The 20100-nt window shown below is 50.2% G+C and carries 18 protein-coding genes; 12 read left to right on the top strand and 6 right to left on the bottom strand.

Annotation, left to right across the window (positions count from 1 at the left end; translation table 11 throughout):
• The first annotated feature begins 60 nt into the window (after positions 1-60).
• Positions 61-489 (top strand): hypothetical protein, encoded by a 429-nt coding sequence (locus QFZ34_RS22105; protein ID WP_307285607.1) that lies wholly within the window; start codon positions 61-63, stop codon positions 487-489.
• A gap of 12 nt (positions 490-501) precedes the next feature.
• On the opposite strand, the gene QFZ34_RS22100 is transcribed toward QFZ34_RS22105, so the two are convergent.
• Positions 502-1446, bottom strand: coding sequence for a diacylglycerol/lipid kinase family protein (locus QFZ34_RS22100; protein ID WP_307285604.1), 945 nt, complete (start codon positions 1444-1446; stop codon positions 502-504).
• Between the two features lie 44 nt (positions 1447-1490).
• On the bottom strand, positions 1491-2540 hold the full coding sequence (locus QFZ34_RS22095; RefSeq protein ID WP_307285602.1) for a glucoamylase family protein: 1050 nt from the start codon (positions 2538-2540) through the stop codon (positions 1491-1493).
• A gap of 400 nt (positions 2541-2940) precedes the next feature.
• Between QFZ34_RS22095 and QFZ34_RS22090 the strand changes: the two genes are divergently transcribed.
• The 4 genes from QFZ34_RS22090 (at position 2941) to QFZ34_RS22075 (ending at position 8528) form a co-directional block, all read left to right on the top strand.
• Positions 2941-3633, top strand: a complete 693-nt coding sequence (locus QFZ34_RS22090) for a fumarylacetoacetate hydrolase family protein (RefSeq protein ID WP_115052790.1) — start codon at positions 2941-2943, stop codon at positions 3631-3633.
• A 250-nt stretch (positions 3634-3883) separates the two neighbouring features.
• Entirely contained in the window at positions 3884-4363 is a 480-nt protein-coding gene (locus QFZ34_RS22085; protein ID WP_115052791.1) for a hypothetical protein, read from the top strand.
• Positions 4364-4554: 191 nt separating this feature from the next.
• On the top strand, positions 4555-7149 hold the full coding sequence (gene mprF, locus QFZ34_RS22080) for a bifunctional lysylphosphatidylglycerol flippase/synthetase MprF (RefSeq protein WP_370878869.1): 2595 nt from the start codon (positions 4555-4557) through the stop codon (positions 7147-7149).
• A complete protein-coding gene (locus QFZ34_RS22075) occupies positions 7146-8528 on the top strand; it encodes a virulence factor family protein (RefSeq protein ID WP_307285596.1) in 1383 nt (460 codons plus the stop codon). Before mprF ends, QFZ34_RS22075 begins: the two co-directional genes overlap by 4 nt.
• Here QFZ34_RS22075 and QFZ34_RS22070 read toward each other — a convergent pair.
• The 3 genes from QFZ34_RS22070 to QFZ34_RS22060 all read right to left on the bottom strand — a co-directional run bounded on the left by QFZ34_RS22070 (position 8521) and on the right by QFZ34_RS22060 (position 13690).
• A complete protein-coding gene (locus QFZ34_RS22070) occupies positions 8521-9498 on the bottom strand; it encodes a bile acid:sodium symporter family protein (protein WP_307285593.1) in 978 nt (325 codons plus the stop codon). The genes QFZ34_RS22075 and QFZ34_RS22070 overlap by 8 nt on opposite strands.
• A gap of 134 nt (positions 9499-9632) precedes the next feature.
• A complete protein-coding gene (gene treY, locus QFZ34_RS22065) occupies positions 9633-12236 on the bottom strand; it encodes a malto-oligosyltrehalose synthase (protein WP_307285591.1) in 2604 nt (867 codons plus the stop codon).
• A 29-nt stretch (positions 12237-12265) separates the two neighbouring features.
• Positions 12266-13690, bottom strand: coding sequence for an alpha,alpha-trehalose-phosphate synthase (UDP-forming) (locus tag QFZ34_RS22060; RefSeq protein ID WP_307285589.1), 1425 nt, complete (start codon positions 13688-13690; stop codon positions 12266-12268).
• A gap of 149 nt (positions 13691-13839) precedes the next feature.
• On the opposite strand from QFZ34_RS22060, the gene otsB reads away from it, so the two are divergent.
• Positions 13840-14643, top strand: coding sequence for a trehalose-phosphatase (gene otsB, locus QFZ34_RS22055; RefSeq protein ID WP_307285586.1), 804 nt, complete (start codon positions 13840-13842; stop codon positions 14641-14643).
• Here otsB and QFZ34_RS22050 read toward each other — a convergent pair.
• A complete protein-coding gene (locus tag QFZ34_RS22050) occupies positions 14630-15961 on the bottom strand; it encodes a PQQ-dependent sugar dehydrogenase (protein ID WP_307285583.1) in 1332 nt (443 codons plus the stop codon). The genes otsB and QFZ34_RS22050 overlap by 14 nt on opposite strands.
• A 137-nt stretch (positions 15962-16098) precedes the next feature.
• On the opposite strand from QFZ34_RS22050, the gene QFZ34_RS22045 reads away from it, so the two are divergent.
• The 6 genes from QFZ34_RS22045 (at position 16099) to modC (ending at position 20092) form a co-directional block, all read left to right on the top strand.
• Positions 16099-16413, top strand: coding sequence for a hypothetical protein (locus tag QFZ34_RS22045; protein ID WP_307285580.1), 315 nt, complete (start codon positions 16099-16101; stop codon positions 16411-16413).
• Between the two features lie 205 nt (positions 16414-16618).
• On the top strand, positions 16619-16828 hold the full coding sequence (locus tag QFZ34_RS22040) for a cold-shock protein (protein WP_115052800.1): 210 nt from the start codon (positions 16619-16621) through the stop codon (positions 16826-16828).
• A gap of 134 nt (positions 16829-16962) precedes the next feature.
• A complete protein-coding gene (locus QFZ34_RS22035; protein ID WP_115052801.1) occupies positions 16963-17325 on the top strand; it encodes a DUF6481 family protein in 363 nt (120 codons plus the stop codon).
• Between the two features lie 143 nt (positions 17326-17468).
• Complete coding sequence (gene modA, locus QFZ34_RS22030) at positions 17469-18263, top strand: molybdate ABC transporter substrate-binding protein (protein WP_307285575.1); 795 nt, start codon at positions 17469-17471, stop codon at positions 18261-18263.
• Positions 18264-18311: 48 nt separating this feature from the next.
• Positions 18312-19013, top strand: a complete 702-nt coding sequence (gene modB, locus QFZ34_RS22025) for a molybdate ABC transporter permease subunit (RefSeq protein ID WP_307285569.1) — start codon at positions 18312-18314, stop codon at positions 19011-19013.
• Entirely contained in the window at positions 19010-20092 is a 1083-nt protein-coding gene (gene modC, locus QFZ34_RS22020) for a molybdenum ABC transporter ATP-binding protein (protein WP_307285567.1), read from the top strand. The genes modB and modC overlap by 4 nt, the downstream gene beginning before the upstream one ends.
• The last annotated feature ends 8 nt before the right edge of the window (positions 20093-20100 follow it).

Genomic DNA, 20100 nt, shown 5'->3' with positions numbered 1-20100 from the left:
AAAAGCGAATAGTTTCCGCCTTATACAACACCCTTCGAGACGACTTTTGCGGAGAGAGCAATGCGCCTGCCCAACAACATCCTATGCCGGATTGCCCCATTGGCGATTCTTATCCCTTTGGCAGCGTGTTCCACGACGAGCGAACCGAATATGCGGCCTACAATCATGCCGACCTTTGCCCCTGTTCGGCCACCTGTTGATGCAGCGCTGGCTGATCCATGCATATCTGCTGCGGCGTCGAAATATTTTCTAACGGAAAATCATATAACTGCTGTGGATGCTGAACCAATTGGCGGCGGCGTAAATCAGGTGCGCCTGAGGGCGGATATTCGCGATGCCATGTGTACCGTTACCGATAAGGGCAAGGTGCGTTCGATAGTCGATACCATGCCGAAAAGTGCAGATCAGGTTGCTGCTGAAGAAGCCGCAGCTGCGAAGAAAACTGCGGCCCAGGCAGCACCTGTGCAAAAGTCAAAGAAGAAGAGCTAACTCAGCATCATTTCAGAGAGGCGGGGCGCCTTCAGTCGCCCTGTCTTGTTCCTGATCTGGTCTTAGCGGGACCAGCACTTTCAGCTGGCGTGCATGTATCTTAATTTCCACGTCTTTGGGCAACGCTATCAGTTCTCCATCGATCGTTGCCTTGGCGCTTCTTCTCTTGTGCGGGAAGTGAAGTTGTACTTCTTTCGCCAATACCTCCTCGACATCTGCATTCCGGCGCCACGAGCCCGTAATAACCGACAAAGTCAGCTTCATAAGTGTCCCAGACGTGAGGCTGCCCGCGATATAGACTCCCAGCTCACCCTTATTTACGTCATCTGGAACGGGCAGCATGGTCTGACCGTATGGATTATTGGATACTGAAATCGCCGATACCGTTCTTTCGGTGGGAAATCCGTCGATGGTCATTCTAACGGAAAAGCGTGGTGGTTTGGCCATCGCTTTGAGAAAAGCGCGAAAACTCGCCAATCGCTTACCCCAACGGGAGTGATATGTGAGCGTATTGCGAAATTTGATCATCTGCGGTTGAAAACCGATGGATATCTGGTGCACGAAGCTTTCATCGTTGGCAGTAGAGATATCCACTGCTTCGATCTGCCCGCTCGCAAGACTTTCGAGAGCGGCATTGAGCTCCAATGGAATTTTTAATGCCCGTGCGAACAGGTTCATCGTGCCGGCAGGCAGCACTGCAAGTGGCACTTTTGCCTTCCAGGCGATGTCGGCCGCCGCGGAAATTGTGCCATCGCCGCCGCCAGCCATGAGTACATGTGCACCAGCCTCAGTTGCCACACGTTTCAAGGCTTTTACAACATCCTTCCCCGCAACGACTTCGCTTTGAAAACTGTGCCCGTGCTTTTCGAAAATGTCCTTTGCGGTCTGTGTAAACAGATCCATGTCCATCGTGCGGAATGTGCCGCCATCGCGGTTGAAAACGGCGTGAACTTTCATTACCGGCCCCTGGATTGAATTGAACTTAATTGAAAACTGGTTGGTTATATGAACTGACGCAATGGCTCAGCGGTGATTTGGTTCCCCGGATTTTCCATGTGCGGGCTTTGAAAACCAAGTTTCAGCAATGCGTGCTTTATCTCCGGAGCGCTCATGAACAGCTTCCAAAGCAGGCCGCTCCGATGATTTTCTATCATGGCGATAATGGGCCCCTGATCGATTGCAAGATAAGTCCGTGCATACCATTCAGTAGCAGGCGAGAATGCGTCAACGAACCCGAACCGACCTGTCATCTTGCCCTTTGGCAAGCTGAGAAAATGGCGAAGTGCCTGCATGGATTCTCTGGGTGTGTAGGGCATGCTGCTTAAAGCAGCCGTCGGTGCGATCACCCCGAAATCGGATGCCGGTGAACTGGCTAGATACCCTTTTGGTCCGTGGCTCGATGTCAGCCCCCAGCAATTGGCGCCATAACCCTTATAATCATGTGGGTTATGGACACTATGCAGATAGTTGATCCGACTGTGATTTTGATTTTGCTCCCAATAATCCGCATATTGATCGGACAGTCCTCGCGGATCCAATCCACAAAATGAATAATGTGCAAAGAATAGAGGGCCGCCATAATCGGCTCCTAGAGGTAATTTTACACCATAGTAGTCACGTCCGTTGAGAAATACTCCGTTGCGTGCAAATCCATCATGATAAGTATCGGATTGAATGCCGTATTCTTCAGAGCAGGCTGCCAGAACATAGGTGACCAGTGCTTCGTTCCATCCCTGAATTGGCACATTCCGGGCGAAGCGATATTTCGGACTATGATGCCAGTATAAAACGTTACGACCTGGTTTTACGTGGCTGTTCCACTGCACATCTCTCCAGATGCGATTAATACGCTCTCGTATCGCCAGATCTTCGGCGCTGGCAGAGTTGAAATATTGCCTTACACAAACCAGCCCTTGAATGAGAAATGAAGTCTCAACAAGGTCGCTTCCATCATCCAGTCTTGAAAAGGGAACGGTAGAGCCATCGTTGCCATTGATGAAATGGGGAAAAACACCTCGATATCTTTGTGTGTGTTCCAATGCAGACAGCATGATATTAACGCGCTCGCGGGCTTGCCGGTGCGAAATCCAGTCGCGCTCCACAGCAACCAGAATCGCCATAAATGCAAAACCCGATCCGCCAATCGCTACGAGGTCATTGGCTGGATCAGCCGTTCGGCCAGATCTGTCCCGCGCCAAGCCGCTCTTCGGGTGTGCGCCGTGCCAAAAATAGGCGAAGCTTGCGTGCTGGACCTGTTCGAGCAGAATGTCGTCGTCAGCTTGGGCAACTTCTGCTGGATACGCCGGATCAAATTTCAGATGCATGAAAGACGCAAGTCCCCGCTGCGACGTGTGGCATTGGCTTGATGAACGTTTTCTGGTCTTGATAGCATGTAGTAGGGATGATCTAGTCCAGAAAGAGTCCAGCGATCAATAAGCGGTGAAAACAATCATGCACGATGAGTATATTTTTGAACCTGTCCCACAACCAGGACTGGAGATTTCCGGCACGGACAAACTTTTCCCTGTACATCGAATATATTGCGTTGGGCGCAATTATGCCGACCATGCAATCGAAATGGGTCATGATCCGAATCGTGAACCACCATTTTTCTTTCAGAAGAATCCAGACTCGCTCGTAAGACAGGGCCAGGATTTTCCTTATCCACCGGCGACGAGCGATGTTCATTTCGAAATGGAACTCGTGATTGCTATCGGGAAGGATGGGATCGACATTGCCAATGATGCAGCCCTTGATCACGTATTCGGCTATGCTGTTGGGCTGGATATGACGCGTCGTGACTTGCAAGGAGAAGCGAAAAAACTCGGTCGTCCGTGGGAGGTCGGTAAAGCGTTCGAATCATCTGCACCATGTTCACCGATTGTACCAGCTTCAGTAATCGGCCACCCCGAAAAAGGCGCGATATGGCTCAACGTAAATGGGGTTGAACGTCAACGTGGTGATCTCAGTCAGATGATTTGGAAAGTGCCCGAAACTGTTGCTTATCTCTCGACATTGTTCAGCCTTAAAGCCGGAGATCTCATCTTCACAGGAACGCCGGCTGGCGTTGGAGCAATACAACGCGGGGATAAAATGGTCGGTGGCGTGGACGGGGTTTCGGAAATTGAAGTGGGCGTTGTTTGATGCAATCTAAATTTTGCCAACAAAGATGATTGTTTTTGCTGCAAACAAGCAGGCTGTTTGGAAATATTTTTTTCGGTCGAAATGCCAGTAAGGGTTGTAGAAAAGCGTTTAAAATCGACCTGGAGTGAAGTATTTGCCGGCTAACTAAATTCGCAGGGGGATTTGATTGAAAATTCGTGTGTTGTCTTTGAAAATAAATGCTTTATCTAATAAGTGACGACACCCGAATTGGCTCGAAAGTTGGCGCTTGATGAACTACCAAATACTGTTTGGCTCATATCCCATCCCACGTTTTGCCGGGATAGCCAGCCATAATTTTGTTGTGATGTGCGATGAAACCGGCAGGCCGATTTTCGAGATAAATGGTGGTGCCTCCAATTCAGATGGCAGTTTTAATTATTGCGCCATTCGAGGGCCTTTGACGGCCGTCGTTACCGATTATGCTCATCGTGATCTGCGATACTTTCCAGAGTTCTATTTGCGGCCAACGTCGATAACGTCACTTCTTTTAGAAGGCAGTTATAGTTCGGTCGCAGCTCGCTGGCGCGCCGCAGTTGACCTAGCAGAGCGCATCCGCCAATCTGGCCTCCGTTATTCCTTTTGGCTCCAAAACAGCAATTCTGTGGCGAGCGCGGTAACCGAGGCGATGAAATTGACGCCGCCTTCAGCCGCCGTTGGTAGGGTAAAGGCTCCTGGAAGTTATCGGCGCCTCATACTTGATGCGGCGTAAAACAGAGCCCCGCCTAGAAGATGTTGAGCGCCATCCGTTTCAGCGCATCGTTTTTTTAAATTTTGGCGCAATCCCGCCATTATTGGATTGCTAGTGACGCTACCCCAATTTCATGGTGAACTTGGCAGTATTTAGAAACCGTTTTTAAGCCGGTACCTGCAATGACGCCAATTGTTGATAGTGAAAAGCAAATCCGCAAAATAGAAGCACGAACGGAATCCAGTAACCCCTGGAGCGTTAAAGCCCGGTCTGCTCTGTTTGCATTTCTCGGTATCGCCGTCGCCGGGATAAGCTTGCTCGTCCTCAGTCATTTATCGAGCGATATCTATCTTCATGACGTTCGCCAATCGCTACGCGAAATACCGAGAAATCTGGTTTTTCTGGCTTTTGCCTTCACTATTTTGAGCTTCGCAGCCGTTGCCATTTATGATGTCGTTGCTGTTGAGACAATTGCTCCGGGACGAATACCTTACCGAATTTCCGCGATGGCTGGAGGTGCTGGTTACGCTATCTCCAATGCACTTGGTTTCTCTCTGCTCACAGGTGGCGCATTACGCTACAGAATCTATGCTGCCGAGGGGATAGATACAGCCGATATCGGCCGGATCATTGGTACATCCTGGATGGCCATATGGTTTGCATTCATCATTCTTATTGCTGTTGCACTTGTTATTGATCCTTCGCGAATTCCATGGGTTGTTTCGTTCGGACCCATTGTGGACCAAATTATCGGGGCTGGGGTACTCGCTTGCGTAGCGTTGCTACTGTATTGGCTTTCTAGACGTGAGCGGACTCTGCGGTTGGGCAAAATGTCAGTCAAGCTCCCTTCGACGCAGGGAGCGCTGCTGCAGATCATTTCCGGTTTGGTTGACGTCGCTGCTGCTGCGGCAACGCTTTACGTCCTGCTTCCTGCCGGATCGGTTAGCAGTATTCCTGCCTTTGCTCTCGTCTATGTCGTCGCCGTAGCACTCGGCATTGTGAGCCATGCGCCGGGTGGAATTGGTGCTTTTGAGGCCACCATCATCGCTGGTCTCGGGCTTGGGCAAAATCCCGATGCAATTGCTGCACTGGTGGCTTACCGCGCCATCTACACCCTCTTTCCCTTTTTGATTGCCGTTGTCGGCTTTGCCTTGTCTGAAATCCTGCGGAAACGGCACGTGCTCACTGCATCAACCCAGACTGCCGTGAGGATGTTTGAGCCGCTCATCCCTCCGTTGTCGGCAGGAATAGCCTTTCTAGGCGGGATTGTGCTTCTAATTTCGACGGTGATTCCCGGCACGCATTATCGGCTAGAAGCGCTGTCGGGTATTGTTCCGATGCCCTTTCTCGAAATGTCGCACTTGGGTGCGAGCTTTGTTGGGCTAGCTCTTCTGATCGTGGCAAGAGGATTGGCGCGTCGCCTTTGGCGCGCTTGGCTTGTTGCGCTCGGACTGTTCAGCGCGGGTGCTGTATTCGCTTTGATCAAAGGTCTTGCATGGGAAGAGGCGCTGCTGCTCACATTGATGGCGGGTATTCTGCTGCTCTTTCGTGAATCCTTCTATCGTAAGCCACTTGGCGAGAGTTTTGCCTTGTCGTGGGGATGGCTGGCCAGCGTTGGAACGACAGCCTTTGCTATCATCTGGTTGGGATTCTTTGCCTATCGCCATGTTGAATATGCCAATGAGCTTTGGTGGGAATTTGCATGGGATGCTCAGGCATCGCGGTTTCTGCGCGCTCTGGTTCTGGTTTTAACTTGTCTTGCTGCCATAACAATTAACACGATCATAAATGGGGTAGGGCGTATCAAGCTACGTGCCCAGCCGATACCAGATGAAGTGCCCGCATTGGTTGCTCAATCGGCACGTGCATCAGATGCATTGGCTTTGCTCGGTGACAAGCGCTTTTTGATGGATGATGCCGGGCATGGTTTTGTCATGTATGCCCGTTCAGGCGGAAGCTTGGTTTCCATGGGTGAACCAGTTGGTACTGATGATAAAACTGTCTCTGATCTTGCTTGGGCTTTTCGCGGGCTGGCTGATCGGACGGGAACCAGAACGGTATTCTACGGCGTCGGACCAGAGCGCTTGCCACTATTTCTTGATATGGGATTAACTGCGTTAAAGCTCGGTGAGGTTGCACGGGTTGATCTCACCGAATTTTCGCTTGAGGGATCGAAGCGCCAACCGCTGCGTTATGCGGCGCGGCGTTTGGAGAAAGAGGGAGTGACTTTTGAAATACTCCCACGAGAGCGAACTAGTGAAGTCATGCAGGAGTTGCGTGCGATTTCGGATGCCTGGCTGGCCATGAAGTCCGGATCGGAGAAAAGATTCTCGCTGGGTTCGTTTGAAAATGCCTATCTTGCCCATTTTGACATCGCAATCTTGCGAAAAGAAGGAGCAATTGTTGCTTTCGCAAACCTTTGGCGCGGTGCAGGGCAAGGGGAAGTCGCTGTGGATCTCATGCGACATTTACCCGATGCTTCAAGTGTCGTTATGGATGGGTTGTTTGCGAACCTGCTGGTTGCCGCCAAAAATGAGGGATACCGTTGGTTTAACCTCGGTGCAGCGCCGCTTTCGGGACTTTCCGATAGCCATCTCGCATCACGTTGGAATCGCATTGGTTCATTCATTTACCGGCGCGGAGCTGAGTTTTACCGATTTGATGGACTTCGCGCTTTCAAGGATAAATTCGGTCCAAAATGGACTCCATACTACCTAATCTGCCCCCCGGGGCTTGCAACACCCCGCTCGCTTATTGATGCGACCAATCTTGTGAGCGGAAGCCCCTTCGAGGTTTTCAAACGATGAAGTTTTTACGCAACCGCTACACATTGATCGTCGCGGCTCTTCTGGCTGTCAGTATTGTTTTGGTTGCCGGATTGCACTTTGCACCACAACTGGGTTTCCGCTCATCGGGCAGACCTGTGCTGGTTTCATCGGAACGTCTTACTGACGTGCCGCTTCTACAACCTTCGGGCAAACCAAAGGCACTGGCGATTCTTGTTTCGCAGAGGGGTGGTCTTGCCGCTGGTGATACGAAGTTGGCGCAGCTACTTCTCGATCGAGGTTTTCTTGTTCTTACGGTTGATCTGGAAAAATGGCGCAAGGTGCTCAACGAGGATACGGGCGATTGCACCTATTTCGTGTCGGACTTTGAGGGAATTGCCAAGGAGGCGCAGAGAATGATCGCTGTTGATGTTTACATGCATCCCGTGATTGTTGGGATAGGTGAGGGTGGTGTATTGGCCTATGCGTCGGTTGCAGATACGCCTGCGGCAACAATTGCCGGCGCAGTAATTGTTGATCCATCGCCTGCCCTCAATACGAAGCTGCCGTCTTGTGAAGGCGCAGATTATGAAGCAGTTGCAGGGCAGGGCTTCAGTTATTCTTACGATGCAGACCTACCAAATCCGGCGACAATAATACGCGAGAAATCTGACACTGAGCCGAAAGGGCCGCCTAGCGCCGGCTTCTTTTTAGCGCAGGAAAAAATAGGCTCGTCGATAGCAGAACGGCTGGAGTTGGCGGCGGATGCTGCCGTGGATATAGCGAAAGAAGATGCTTCCGCGGAAGCACTACCAGTGATCGATATTCCTTCCGCCAATGGCCCGGCAAAATATGTGGCTCTATTCTTTTCCGGTGACGGCGGATGGCGAGATATCGACAAATCGGTTGGCGATATAATTTCAAAAGAGTCCACCCATGTGGTTGGCATCGATTCACTGCGTTACTATTGGTCGCTTCGCAAGCCGGAAGGCATTGCGAAAGACATACAAAGAATGGTTGCCAAGGCTGATCCTAGCGGGAAATTACCTGTATTATTGCTGGGATATTCCTTCGGAGCCAATACGGTGCCTTTTGCGTGGCCCTATCTTCCCAAAGAGCTTCAAGACCGTATCAGCCTTGTCGGGTTAATCGGTACGGAAAAGACGACTCCTTTTCAGGTCTCTGTTGGCGCTTGGCTGGGATTGGGCGGCGACAATGAGGTTGCGCCAGCAATCACTAAAGTACCGACTGCCAAGGTGCTTTGCGTCTATGGATCAGAGGAAGACGACACGGCATGTACCGATCCGTCGCTAAGTGCCGTGGAAAAAATCGAGCTTCCGGGTGATCATCACTATGATGAGAAATACGAACTTCTTGCCGCAAAGCTGATGGAGGCAGTGGCAGCTCGTCAACTCAAATAGCGTTAGACGCTTTGACCAGTTTGTTGGCGTAGCGTTGGGCGATGACGGCGCAGGCCATCAATTGAATCTGGTGGAATAGCATCAATGGCAGCATGATGCTGCCTATGCTCTGCCCTGCAAAAACTATCGTTGCGATGGGAACGCCGCTCGCCAAACTTTTCTTGGAGCCGCAAAAGGTAATCGCGATTTCATCTTCTCGCGAGAAACCGGCCCACCGGCTGCCAAACATCGTGGCGGTGAGCACAATCGCCAGCAAAATGATATCTATGGCGATGAGCATGACGAGATCACTGATCGAGATCGTCCGCCACAGGCCTTCAGTAACAGATTCGCTGAAAGCAAGATAAACGACCATCAGGATTGATCCTCGATCAATCGGCATCAAAATTGTTTTCTTGCTGCGAAGGAAGTTACCAATCCACGGCTGAAGTATCTGCCCCAGAATGAATGGTGCCAGCAGTTGAAGAAGTATCGACCGGAGTGCTTCCAGCGAAAAGTCTGCATGACCTTGGGCTGATAATAGTATGCCCGCGAGAACCGGTGTTAAAAACATGCCGAAGATATTTGATGCTGTTGCCGCGCAAATTGCTGCCGGTACATTGCCGCCGGCAATTGAAGTAAACGCAATCGACGACTGAACCGTAGATGGCAGGACGCAAAGGAAGAGGACACCTGCGTAGAAGGTCGGCGAAAGAACAGCCGGTACCAAGGCGCCAATTCCCAACCCAAGCAGAGGAAACAGCACAAAGGTTGACGCAAGAATGGTCAAATGCAGCTTCCAATGAAGAAAGCCGGCAATGACCACATCGCGAGAAAGACGCGCGCCGTGGAGAAAAAATAAAAGACCAATCGCAATCTTGGTGGCGTATCCGAAATATTCTGCGGTCGTTCCGCTGACCGGAGCAAAAGAAGCAATGATCACTGTGAGGACAAGCAGCACGGTGAAGGTATCAGGTAGAAAACGTGACATGATTTTTCCAAGACGAGACAGCCTAATACGCTGCATGAACCGCACCGCCCAGTGCCAATAACGTCGCAGCAAAACAAGCACCGTTTGCCACTTATCGGCCCGATCTATTGTAGGGAATAAATAGGCGTGTTGGCCTAATCGGCGATAAGCGTTACCGTAGAAAAGTCACGCATCGCATCAGCAGCGAGCAGCGCGTCGCCTGGCAAAATCGTCTCACCTGTCAGGACGTTGTGAAACACCGCCGATGATATCGTTTCCGGCACATGGATGGTGGTGTCTCCCCAAGCGGGAATGGGCATGAACGGCTCCTGAAATTTCGAGACCGCCTCAAATGGCAAGCGGGGAACCGCGACAATACATGAACTGGATTCGTTGCGGCGCAAGAAGGCCAAAAGGTGGTCTGAATAGATACCGCTGATCTGTAGAGGAATGTAATCTCCCCGCAAAAACAATTCCGGATATTGCTGTCTTAGTCGAAGGTGAGTTGTGATAATACGTTGCTTCAAAGCGCCCGAATGCCAATCCGCCAATAAATTGGTGAACGGAGATTGCTCGGCATAGTTTAGTTGCGCACTCAGTTTTTCAAAGCCAGCATCGTCAGGCGCACCTGTCTGAGAAAGCGAAAAATCCCAGGTTTCAGAACCAGTTTGTATGACCGGCATGCCAGGCGTTGTCATTTTAAGGACGGTTTGTGAAAGGCTGTTGACTGCTCCCGCAACCCAATACGGCCTCATTCTATCTGCGAACTCCATCAGAAATGTACGATCGAGGAAGACGCTGCCAATATAGTCGGCAACTGCCATTTCATAGGGGCGGTTGACCTCCGTCCAAAAGGCGTCCTTTCTCATTTCCCGGATAGCTCTGATTACAAAGCCTGTTAATTCATCTTGAACAGCCAAGAGCGACTTTTGATCATCGAGATGGAGTTGGGGAGGCCAAATTGCAGCCATGGTCTGATAAATCAGCCATTCTGTTTCTGGATGTGGAACCAGGGCGCCCTCAATCATCTTGACGTTTTGAGCGAAGCGTATTCGCCAGTCCGACACGCATTGTATCCAGTTCGCCGGAGATTCTGTGAGCGCCAAAAGACGCATGCGGGCATCTTCACCAAATTTAGTAGCGTAGGAAAAGCTGGTGGCATTCATGCCCAAAGGCATCATTGCAGCCTTTTGGGCCATGTGTGTGTGAAACGCCTCAACCGGTCGTTTCGCATCGGCAGAGAAGACCGTAATTTCATCAACCGAAATCGGGCCACGGTCATAACGATAGGATTCTTCGACCGCTTGAGCCATAACTGCAGCCGATAGCTGTTGGTAGCGAGTATCAAATTCGTCATATATTTTTGGCGGCAGGGTCGATCTTGTTATCCCTGCGGTTTGCAAAATCATTGTGTAGTGATCCTGTCGATCACTCGGGTAAGTTCGAAACACTGGTAGTTCCGTGATAGTTTCGGAAATTGCGCGCCTTATTTCAAGTTCATCAATGTCCGCGGGCGAGAACTGCAAAAGAAAACGCGCCAACGCGTTCAATTCCGGCGCGAGTTTCTTGTGAAGAATGGCGTGCTTCGCATCCCGGTAATGGTTCTCCCGAGACCGTTCAACTCCCGCTACTGTCGCATGGGCTTGTTCTAGAGTTGGAAGCTGTGCGTGATTCACCAGGACATTTGATGCGACGGCAATAAACTCATAGCCGGCCGTTCCATCCACATCCCACTCTTCTGACTGCACCTCTCCATTCAGAAAAATTTTGTCGGTGACAATGTAAGCATTGCTGCCGGTGGCGTGACGCAATTGTTTCAAATATCCAGCAGGATCTGCAAGACCATCTATTTGATTCACTCGAAATCCGCTTACTGCACTTAGCTTGATTAGTTCCAATGCTGTTTTATGAAAGTCATTGAAAACATCGGGGTCCTCCACATTTGCCCCCACAGAATAAAGGGAGTCGTATGAGTGTCGGTAAGTTAAGTGTTTGCGGGCGTCAGCGATGGTCATTAAAATCCAATGCTGCTCTGTCAGAACTTTCTTTAAGGATGAGATGTCAACGGTTAGCCTGTTGAGGTGATCAGCCAGAGCAAGACGATTGGAAACGCTGCTCCGTCCGTATATTACCCGCAAGTTTTCATGAAACTGGTCGGGATGGGATGGCTGAGCTTTGGCTGCTGCTTCACGAAATTGGTTGGCCAGTTCGCTATCGAGTCCTTGCAAGACTGTCGCATAAGATGGCGGTGACAAGGGATATAGATTTTGCGCGTGTGATATTCCCAGCATATTCGCCGCAGTATCAAATACCAAGCTGATCGCACTATTATCGAGTTCTTCAACAAGCGGGCGCTCCAGCACCGGCAGGCTTAGTCGACTGCTCCAGTCGACGTCAAAATACTTGGCGTATTTGGCATCTTTACCCCACTCAAGCAGCGATCTCCACCACGGGTTTTCGTAAGAAGCAGGAATTTGATTAGGATTGATATCGATCAAAAGACTGATACCGGCGTTTTCCAATGCGCGGATAAGTCTTGCAAAGCCCTGTTCGCCGCCCGATTTCCGATCCAGCGTAGTTGGGTCAAAAGATCGACGCCCGTTTCCAGCATCGCTTGTATCGAAAACAGATGAAACGCTGACGCAGTCTATCCCCAGTCGTTTCAGATAGGGCACTCTCGACGCCAAATGATTGAAAGTAACACCATTCTTCAAAAGCAAGCGATAGGCTGATGTCGGTACGTCATTCCGTTTTGGCATTCTGATTCACTACTCCTGATCACGCTCAGTTAAGTTGTCAGGTGGATGGGCGAGTGTTTTGTGAACTGATGTATGAGCTGAGGTCGTTCAGTTTTGCCGAGAAGCGCATCAAGGTATTCGCGCTGCCACCATTGAGCATCATGCTCTGTGACGCGTTTTAAAAGCTTGCGGTGCCGCAATTGCCGTTCGGCGAGTGGCATAGTCGCAGCTTTTTGAATAGCTTGTGCCACGTCATTGATATCGTAGGGATTTACGATCAGAGCTTCGCTCAACTCCTCGGCGGCTCCAGCAAACTTGGACAGTATGAGAATCCCAGGATCTGCATCGTCCTGCGCAGCGACATATTCTTTCGCGACAAGGTTCATTCCATCGCGGAGTGGCGTAATCAAGCCTATCAAACTTGATTTGAACAGTGGGGCAAGTTTAGAGCGCGCAATGCTGCGGTTGATATATTGGATCGGCGCCCAGTTGAAATCGGCAAACTTGCCGTTGACTGCGCCAGCGAGTTGTTCAAGTTCTGATTTTATGTCGCCGTAAGCTGTTACGTCTTCACGTGAAGGAGACGCAATTTGTAGGTATTCAGCATGCCCCTGGTACTCAGGATAAAGGTCAAGAAACTTTCGAAATGCTTTTATGCGATGTGGCAAGCCCTTGGAGTAATCGAGACGGTCAGCAGATATGATCTGGAACCGTTTTAACATTTTCCGGCGGATGCGTTCGAGTTCCACCGTGTCATCCGGTTTGCTGGATGTCTGGGCAAATTGCTTCACATCGATCCCGATTGGAAAATGCCCGATATGAATTGTACGACCGTCAACCCGCACTAATTCCGGCGAAATTATATCTGCGTCGGAATGTTCTTTAAGATAACGATGAAAATTCTGAACGTCGTTTACCGTTTGAAACCCTATGAGATCATATTGGAGTAGACATGATCGCAGCCATTCATGTCTTGGAACGGCCGAAAATACGTCAATGGAAGGAAAGGGGATGTGCAGGAAAAAGCCGATCTTATTGCCACAACCTTTCTGGCGCAGTTTCGCTGCCATAGGGATCATGTGATAATCATGAACCCAGATCACATCATCCTGCTTAAGCTGGGGGGCAAGCGTGGCCGCAAAACGCTCATTGACTGAAGCGTAGCAATCAGCAAACTCGGTGCGATAGTCCATTAAATCCAGCCGATAGTGAAAGGCTGGCCAAAGCACCTTGTTTGAAAATCCGAGATAATATTTCTCGTGCTCTTCTGGGGTAAGGGATGTCGTCAGCGTTGTTACGTTGTCGTACTTTTCCTGTTTTGGGGCTGAAATATCTTCCGAAATACGTCCATCCCAACCCATCCACAGGCCGTCTTGGCTTTTCAAAGCATCGACAATTCCGACTGTTAATCCCCCTGCCTGTGATTTTTTAGTGAGGTTCGCCGTTCGGTTTGAAACAACAACCAACCGTCCCATAGATTAAGTCCCTTGCATTCGAGTTGAATAAACCCAATCCGCTCGGGCGCAGATGGTTCCCATTTTTTTCGAATTAGTAATGAACCATTTGTGTCGCGTGGAGTTTAAACAGCACCACCCTAGCTCCACCAACACGGCGAAATTTATAGATGAAATCTGATTCAACGGGAGTACTTCCAAAAGATCTCCATAACTGGGCCTTGTTTCTGGATGTTGACGGAACACTGATCGATCTTGCCTCCACGCCCACGGGCGTAAAGATACCGCAAGAATTGCCGGGACAATTAATATCGCTTTTCACGCAGCTGGATGGAGCCATGGCTCTGGTAACCGGGCGCTCGATTGAATCTGTCGACGCCATGTTTGCCCCTTTTCAATTTCCTGTTGCAGGGATGCACGGCTCGGAAGTTCGGGATGGGTCAGGAAATCTCGGTAGAAAGCTGATTAATCGCTTGGCGCTTGATCAAGCACGCCAGGAGCTGGAAAAGCTGACGGCGCGTTGGCCGCAAACCATTATTGAAGACAAGGGCTTGGCTATCGCCATGCACTATCGCTTGGTTCCCGAGGCTGAAAGGGCGGTGCAGGCCACGATGTCCACGGTTCATTCCAGACTTGGCGAGGGATGGAAACTCCAGAACGGGAAAATGGTTGTGGAACTGCTGCCGTCGGGTACTGATAAAGGATCTGCAGTAGCAGATTTTATGACAATGGCTCCCTTTAAGGGTAGAAAGCCGCTGGCTATTGGTGATGATCTTACGGATGAGGCCATGTTCCGTTTTGTTAACGGATCAAACGGTCTTTCCGTCAGAGTTGGTCAGCCACTTTTTCAAAGTGATGCGCAATATAAGGTCAACTCCCCCAACGAGGTGAGGGGATGGATTGCAGCTCTAACGGGTGCCCCAAAACAAACGGAAAAATCGCCTGAGTTGTTTCCACTTTCTACTCAGGACTGACGCGCCAGATCGTATTTCCCACATCATCAGCGACGAGGAGCGCACCGTTCCTGGCTATCGCTACGCCAACTGGTCGACCTAATGCTTCGTCGTTGCCGTTTATGAATCCCGTAAGAATATCCTTTGGCGGGCCATTGGGTTTGCCATTGGCAAACGGCACATAAATCACTTTGTAGCCGCTTCTGGGTTTGCGGTTCCACGATCCATGTTGGCCGATAAATGCACCATTTTGATATTCCGCCCCTAGGAGCGATCCCGTATTGAACGTCAATCCGAGCGAAGCAGTATGCGGGCCGAGCGCATAATCCGGTTTGATAGCCTTCGCGACCAATTCCGGGTTTTGCAGCTTTACTCTCACGTCAACATTTTGACCGTAATAGCTGTAGGGCCAGCCATAAAATCCACCGTCTTTGACAGATGTCATGTAGTCCGGGACAAGATCGCTACCGATTTCGTCACGTTCATTGACTGCGACCCAAAGCTGGCCGCTGTCAGGATTCCAGGAAATGCCGTTGGGATTGCGCAGTCCAGATGCAAAGACACGCTGTTGGCCGGTTGCTAGATCAATTTCGAGAACGCCCGCCCGGTTCTTCTCTGCATCCATGCCGTTTTCACCAATATTGCTGTTGGATCCGACTGTTACATACAGTTTCTTGCCATCGACACTCGCAATCAGATCTTTAGTCCAATGGCGATTGATTGGGCCCGCGGGCAAATCAACAATCTGTTCCGGTGGGGCTGTAGATTCGGTATCGCCATCCAGATAGGGCACTGCGACGATACTGTCGGTGTTCGCAATATAGAGTTTCCCATCTGCAAGTGTCATACCGAAGGGAGAACGCAAACCTTGCAGAAATGTCTTGCGTATCTCCGCAACACCGTCATTGTCGGCGTCGCGTAACAGCGTGATCCTGTCTGCGCTTTTAACCATTGCACCAGCTTGACCCATCACCATGCCTTCCAGCCAGTTTCGAATATTGAAACCTTGATTTTCCTTCGTGGGCGCATTGCTTTCGGCAACGAGAACATCGCCATTAGGCAGAACATGAATCATGCGTGGATGATCAAGGTCTTTGGCAAAAGCATTGACTTTCAAACCTGGCGCGGCTTTTGGCGTGACGCCTTCCGGCCATTTGCTGGCTTTCGCAACGTTTACAGTTGGTATGGGCTTGGGATTGGGTGCAGGAAGTGTGGGGTTGGGACCATAGCCTTGTTCAATCGCGATGGTTGCTGATTCTTGTGAATAGACATAGACGGCTGCAGCGCCAAGTCCGGCAAGCACAACGAAGACCAGCACGATTTTAGCAAGGGTTTTCATCAATTTATCCTCTCATCGGCGTTAAATCATAATGCCTGTAAAGGGTGAGTGTTCCAATAACTCCGTCCAGCTGAAACAGCATCAGCTACGGAACCTCATTGTTATGTCGACGTTAAGTTTCGGACAGGAGAAAACAAATGACTGAAACCACATTGCTTACAGACCACCAAGCCATTCGCGATTGGGCCGGTACCCGTTCAGGAGTGCCTGCCATACGTGACCCAGCTGCCCTTATCGGCATTACCGAACCGGTTTTGATGATAAAATTCGGACTAGAGGCGTACGCGGACAAGGACGATAGCGGCGCCGACCGTCCGGACGAATTGGGACGCCCCCGCCTTGTGGAATGGGATGAATGGTTTGATCTGTTTGACAAAAACCAATTAGCCCTTGTGGTATCGACAGAGATTGAAGGGCAACCGGACGAATTTCATGAGTTTGTTCGCAAATAAGCCGGTCATAATTTTACACGTAAAAACAAATCCTGCCGTGGGTTGATCCCTGCGGGTTGGGCCTGTAAATAGAAGCATTGGATTTTGGATCGTCTGACTTTGTTTTACGCTTTCTAGCGCTTCGACAAGCTCCTTCTTCAAAACTCGATTATTAGGAGGCACCTTTAGTTGGGTGCCAGTTGTTGTTGCTAGACGGAGGTCCATCATGGCCACAGGCACAGTTAAATGGTTCGATTCAACAAAAGGTTTTGGTTTCATTCAGCCGGATGACGGCGGCACCGACGCTTTTGTTCACATCTCTGCAGTTGAACGCGCCGGCATGCGTAATATCGTTGAAGGTCAAAAGATCAGCTACGAGCTAGTTCGCGACAAGAAGTCTGGCAAGATGTCAGCTGATCAGCTCGCAGCTGTATAATAATAATGGCCACGGTGTTCGCTGCCAGCGACTTCCGTGGTAGGATTAAAGGAAAGGCTGGGCATGTGTCCGGCCTTTTTCCATCTACTGGCAATTGAAAAGCCGATTGCTTGCAACGACAGGACTACTTTCTATTGAAAAATCTTAAAGAATTGAACGAACGCCGCGCCGCGGCGATAGAAGCAAAAAAGCTTCTGCTGAAGAAATTTGAGTCAGCACCAAAGGCCGATGACCCTGAGGTGGTTGCCAAGCGGGCTGAACGTGAAGCTATCGTTGCCGCCCGTGAAGCAAGAAAAGCTGATCGTGATCGTTTGGCCAAGCTTGAAGAAGAGCGCAAGCTCGCGGAGACTCAAGCTCTTGCGGATGCTGCAGCGGCGGAAGCCGAAGCACTTGCTGCCGAAGCAAAGAATCGCATCGCCAGAGTTGTTCTGGATGAAGCCGAACGTAAGGCGGAACGTGACCGCCGTTATGCCGCTCGCAAAGCCAAACAGCGCTAACTGTCAGCCTTTCTGTCCCGTTTATTGTGCCCCACAGCTTTAAACCGTGGGGTACTTTTGGTTATGTTTCTTCGAACATAACGCTAGCTATCTGTTGATCACCGATATATTCATAAGAATATTACGGTGGAGCAGAGAGTTTGATGAGTGTTCAATGGCGTGACTGGTTGAAATATTTTACAGCCATATTGGCAGCTATTTCATTGGCAATATCTTTTCAGATCAATCAAGCCCAAGCGGTTGAGAAGGTTACGATTTTTGCAGCCGCAAGTCTTAAGAATGCACTTGATGAGATCACGTCAGCATGGAAGGCTGAAACTGGCAAGGAAGTGACAACTTCTTATGCTGCGAGTTCAGCATTGGCCAAACAAATCGAATCCGGTGCTCCGGCAGATATTTTCATCTCCGCAGATTTGGATTGGATGGATTATCTTACGGCAAAGAAGCTTATTAATGAAGCCACACGCAAGAGCCTTCTTGGCAATAGTATCGTTCTCGTAACATCAAAAGACAATGTTGAGCGGGTAGACATCAAAAAGGGTTTGGATCTGGCAGGGCTTCTCGGTGACGGCCGTTTGGCGATGGGCGCGATTGATTCGGTACCGGCAGGCAAATATGGCAAGGCTGCCCTGGAAACGTTAGGCATATGGTCGTCAGTGGAAAGTAAGATCGCTGGTGCAGAGAATGTTCGTGCTGCGTTGCTTCTCGTTTCTCGTGGCGAAGCACCATACGGGATCGTCTACAAAACTGATGCTGTAACTGACAAAGAAGTGGCGATTGCCGGTACCTTTCCGGACGATAGCCATAGGCCAATCGTCTACCCGATTGCGATGGTGGCTGACAGTAAGAATACTGATGCTGTGTCACTGCTTGACTATATAAAATCAGATAAAGCTGTGCCGCTGTTCGAAAAACATGGTTTTACCACACTCAAATAGGCGCGTACTTCCGGCAAGGGACCGCCACAAACACAGCGAGCTTTCGATTTGAATTGGTTCTCGTTAAGCGCAGAAGAATGGACGGCTGTTCATCTCAGTGTGCGTATTGCATCTGTTGCTACGATTGCCAGTCTACCTTTCGGCATAGCGGTCGGCGTGTTGTTGGCCAGAGGGCGTTTTTGGGGAAAGTCACTTTTGAATGGCTTGGTACATCTGCCATTGATTTTACCACCTGTTGTCACCGGCTTTCTCCTGCTGATCCTTTTTGGGAGGCGCGGACCAATCGGGGCATTTCTTGCCGAGAATCTCGGGATTGTTCTGTCATTTCGATGGACTGGTGCCGCCTTGGCCTGCGCTGTGATGGGTTTTCCCTTATTGGTTCGTAGCATCCGCCTTTCGGTTGAAGCAGTAGACAGGGGATTGGAGGATGCTGCCTCAACACTGGGCGCTAGCCCGGGCTGGGTTTTTATGACCGTAACTTTGCCTCTGATCTTGCCGGGCATTATTGCTGGCATGATACTTTCATTTGCAAAAGCAATGGGAGAGTTTGGAGCAACGATCACCTTTGTTTCCAATATTCCAGGTGAAACGCAAACTTTGTCAGCGGCGATCTATACCTTCACGCAGGTGCCGGGCGGAGATGCTGGCGCATTCAAACTGACTATTATCTCCGTGATCATTTCTATGGCCGCTTTAATGGCTTCAGAATTCATGACCTATCTCTTCGCTCGCAAAGTCACATCACCATGAAGTTGGTTTTCGAGGCGCGATGGAAGCTCGGTGCATTTCAGTTGGATGCGGCATTTACGTCCGAAGGCGGCGTAACTGCGCTGTTTGGTCCTTCAGGATCGGGTAAAACCTCCATCATTCGCATGTTAACCGGGCTGGCTCACCCTGATGAGGGGCGTGTGATTTTTGATGGCGATGTTATTGTCGATACCACCCGAGGCATATCTATTCCGAAGCACAAACGCCGTTTTGGTGTTGTTTTCCAAGACAACCGGTTGTTCCCCCATTTGTCGGTTCGTCAAAATCTTAACTACGGTCGATGGTTCGTTTCAAAGCCTAAGAACGATGATAGTTTCGCCTCCATCGTTGATTTGCTGGGACTAAATTTCTTGCTCGACCGGCGGCCGATAAATCTTTCAGGCGGCGAAAAACAGCGGGTGGCAATTGGCCGTGCGTTACTTTCTTCGCCTCGTCTGCTCTTGATGGATGAGCCGCTTGCTGCATTGGACGAGACGCGGAAATTGGAAATATTGCCATATCTCGAAGCGCTGCGCGATCAGATGAACATTCCGATCATCTACGTTAGCCATTCAGTGACGGAGGTAGCGCGATTGGCCGATAAAGTTGTCGTACTGGACAATGGCAGCGTTACGATGGCTGGGCCGGTTGCTGATGTGCTAAATCAACCGTCCGTTTCCTCGATGCAAAACCGGAAAGACAGAGGAACGCTGATCGAAGGGAAAGTCATCCAGTACGATATAAAGCACAGACTGATGACAATCGAGTTCAATTCCAATCATTTCTTTGTTCCCGGGCCTGAGATTTCGATCGGCAAGACCGTCCGCATGTATATTCTTGCAAAGGATGTCATGCTTTCCACCGTTTATCCGGAAGGCGTGAGCGCTCTTAACATCCTGCGAGGAGAGGTTGCGATAATCCTTTCCAATTCAGATGGCACAGTGGATGTGCATATTGAATGCGAGGGAACGGCTCTGGTTTCGCGAATTACCTCGCTTTCGCGCGACCGGCTAAAGCTCACAGATGGAATGATGGTTTATGCCATTATTAAAACGGTCGCCTTGGAATCACGAGGACCATAAGAGATTCA

It is taken from the genome of Phyllobacterium ifriqiyense (assembly GCF_030817885.1).
Taxonomy (GTDB): domain Bacteria; phylum Pseudomonadota; class Alphaproteobacteria; order Rhizobiales; family Rhizobiaceae; genus Phyllobacterium; species Phyllobacterium ifriqiyense.
This window is presented reverse-complemented; position numbering and strand designations above follow the sequence as displayed.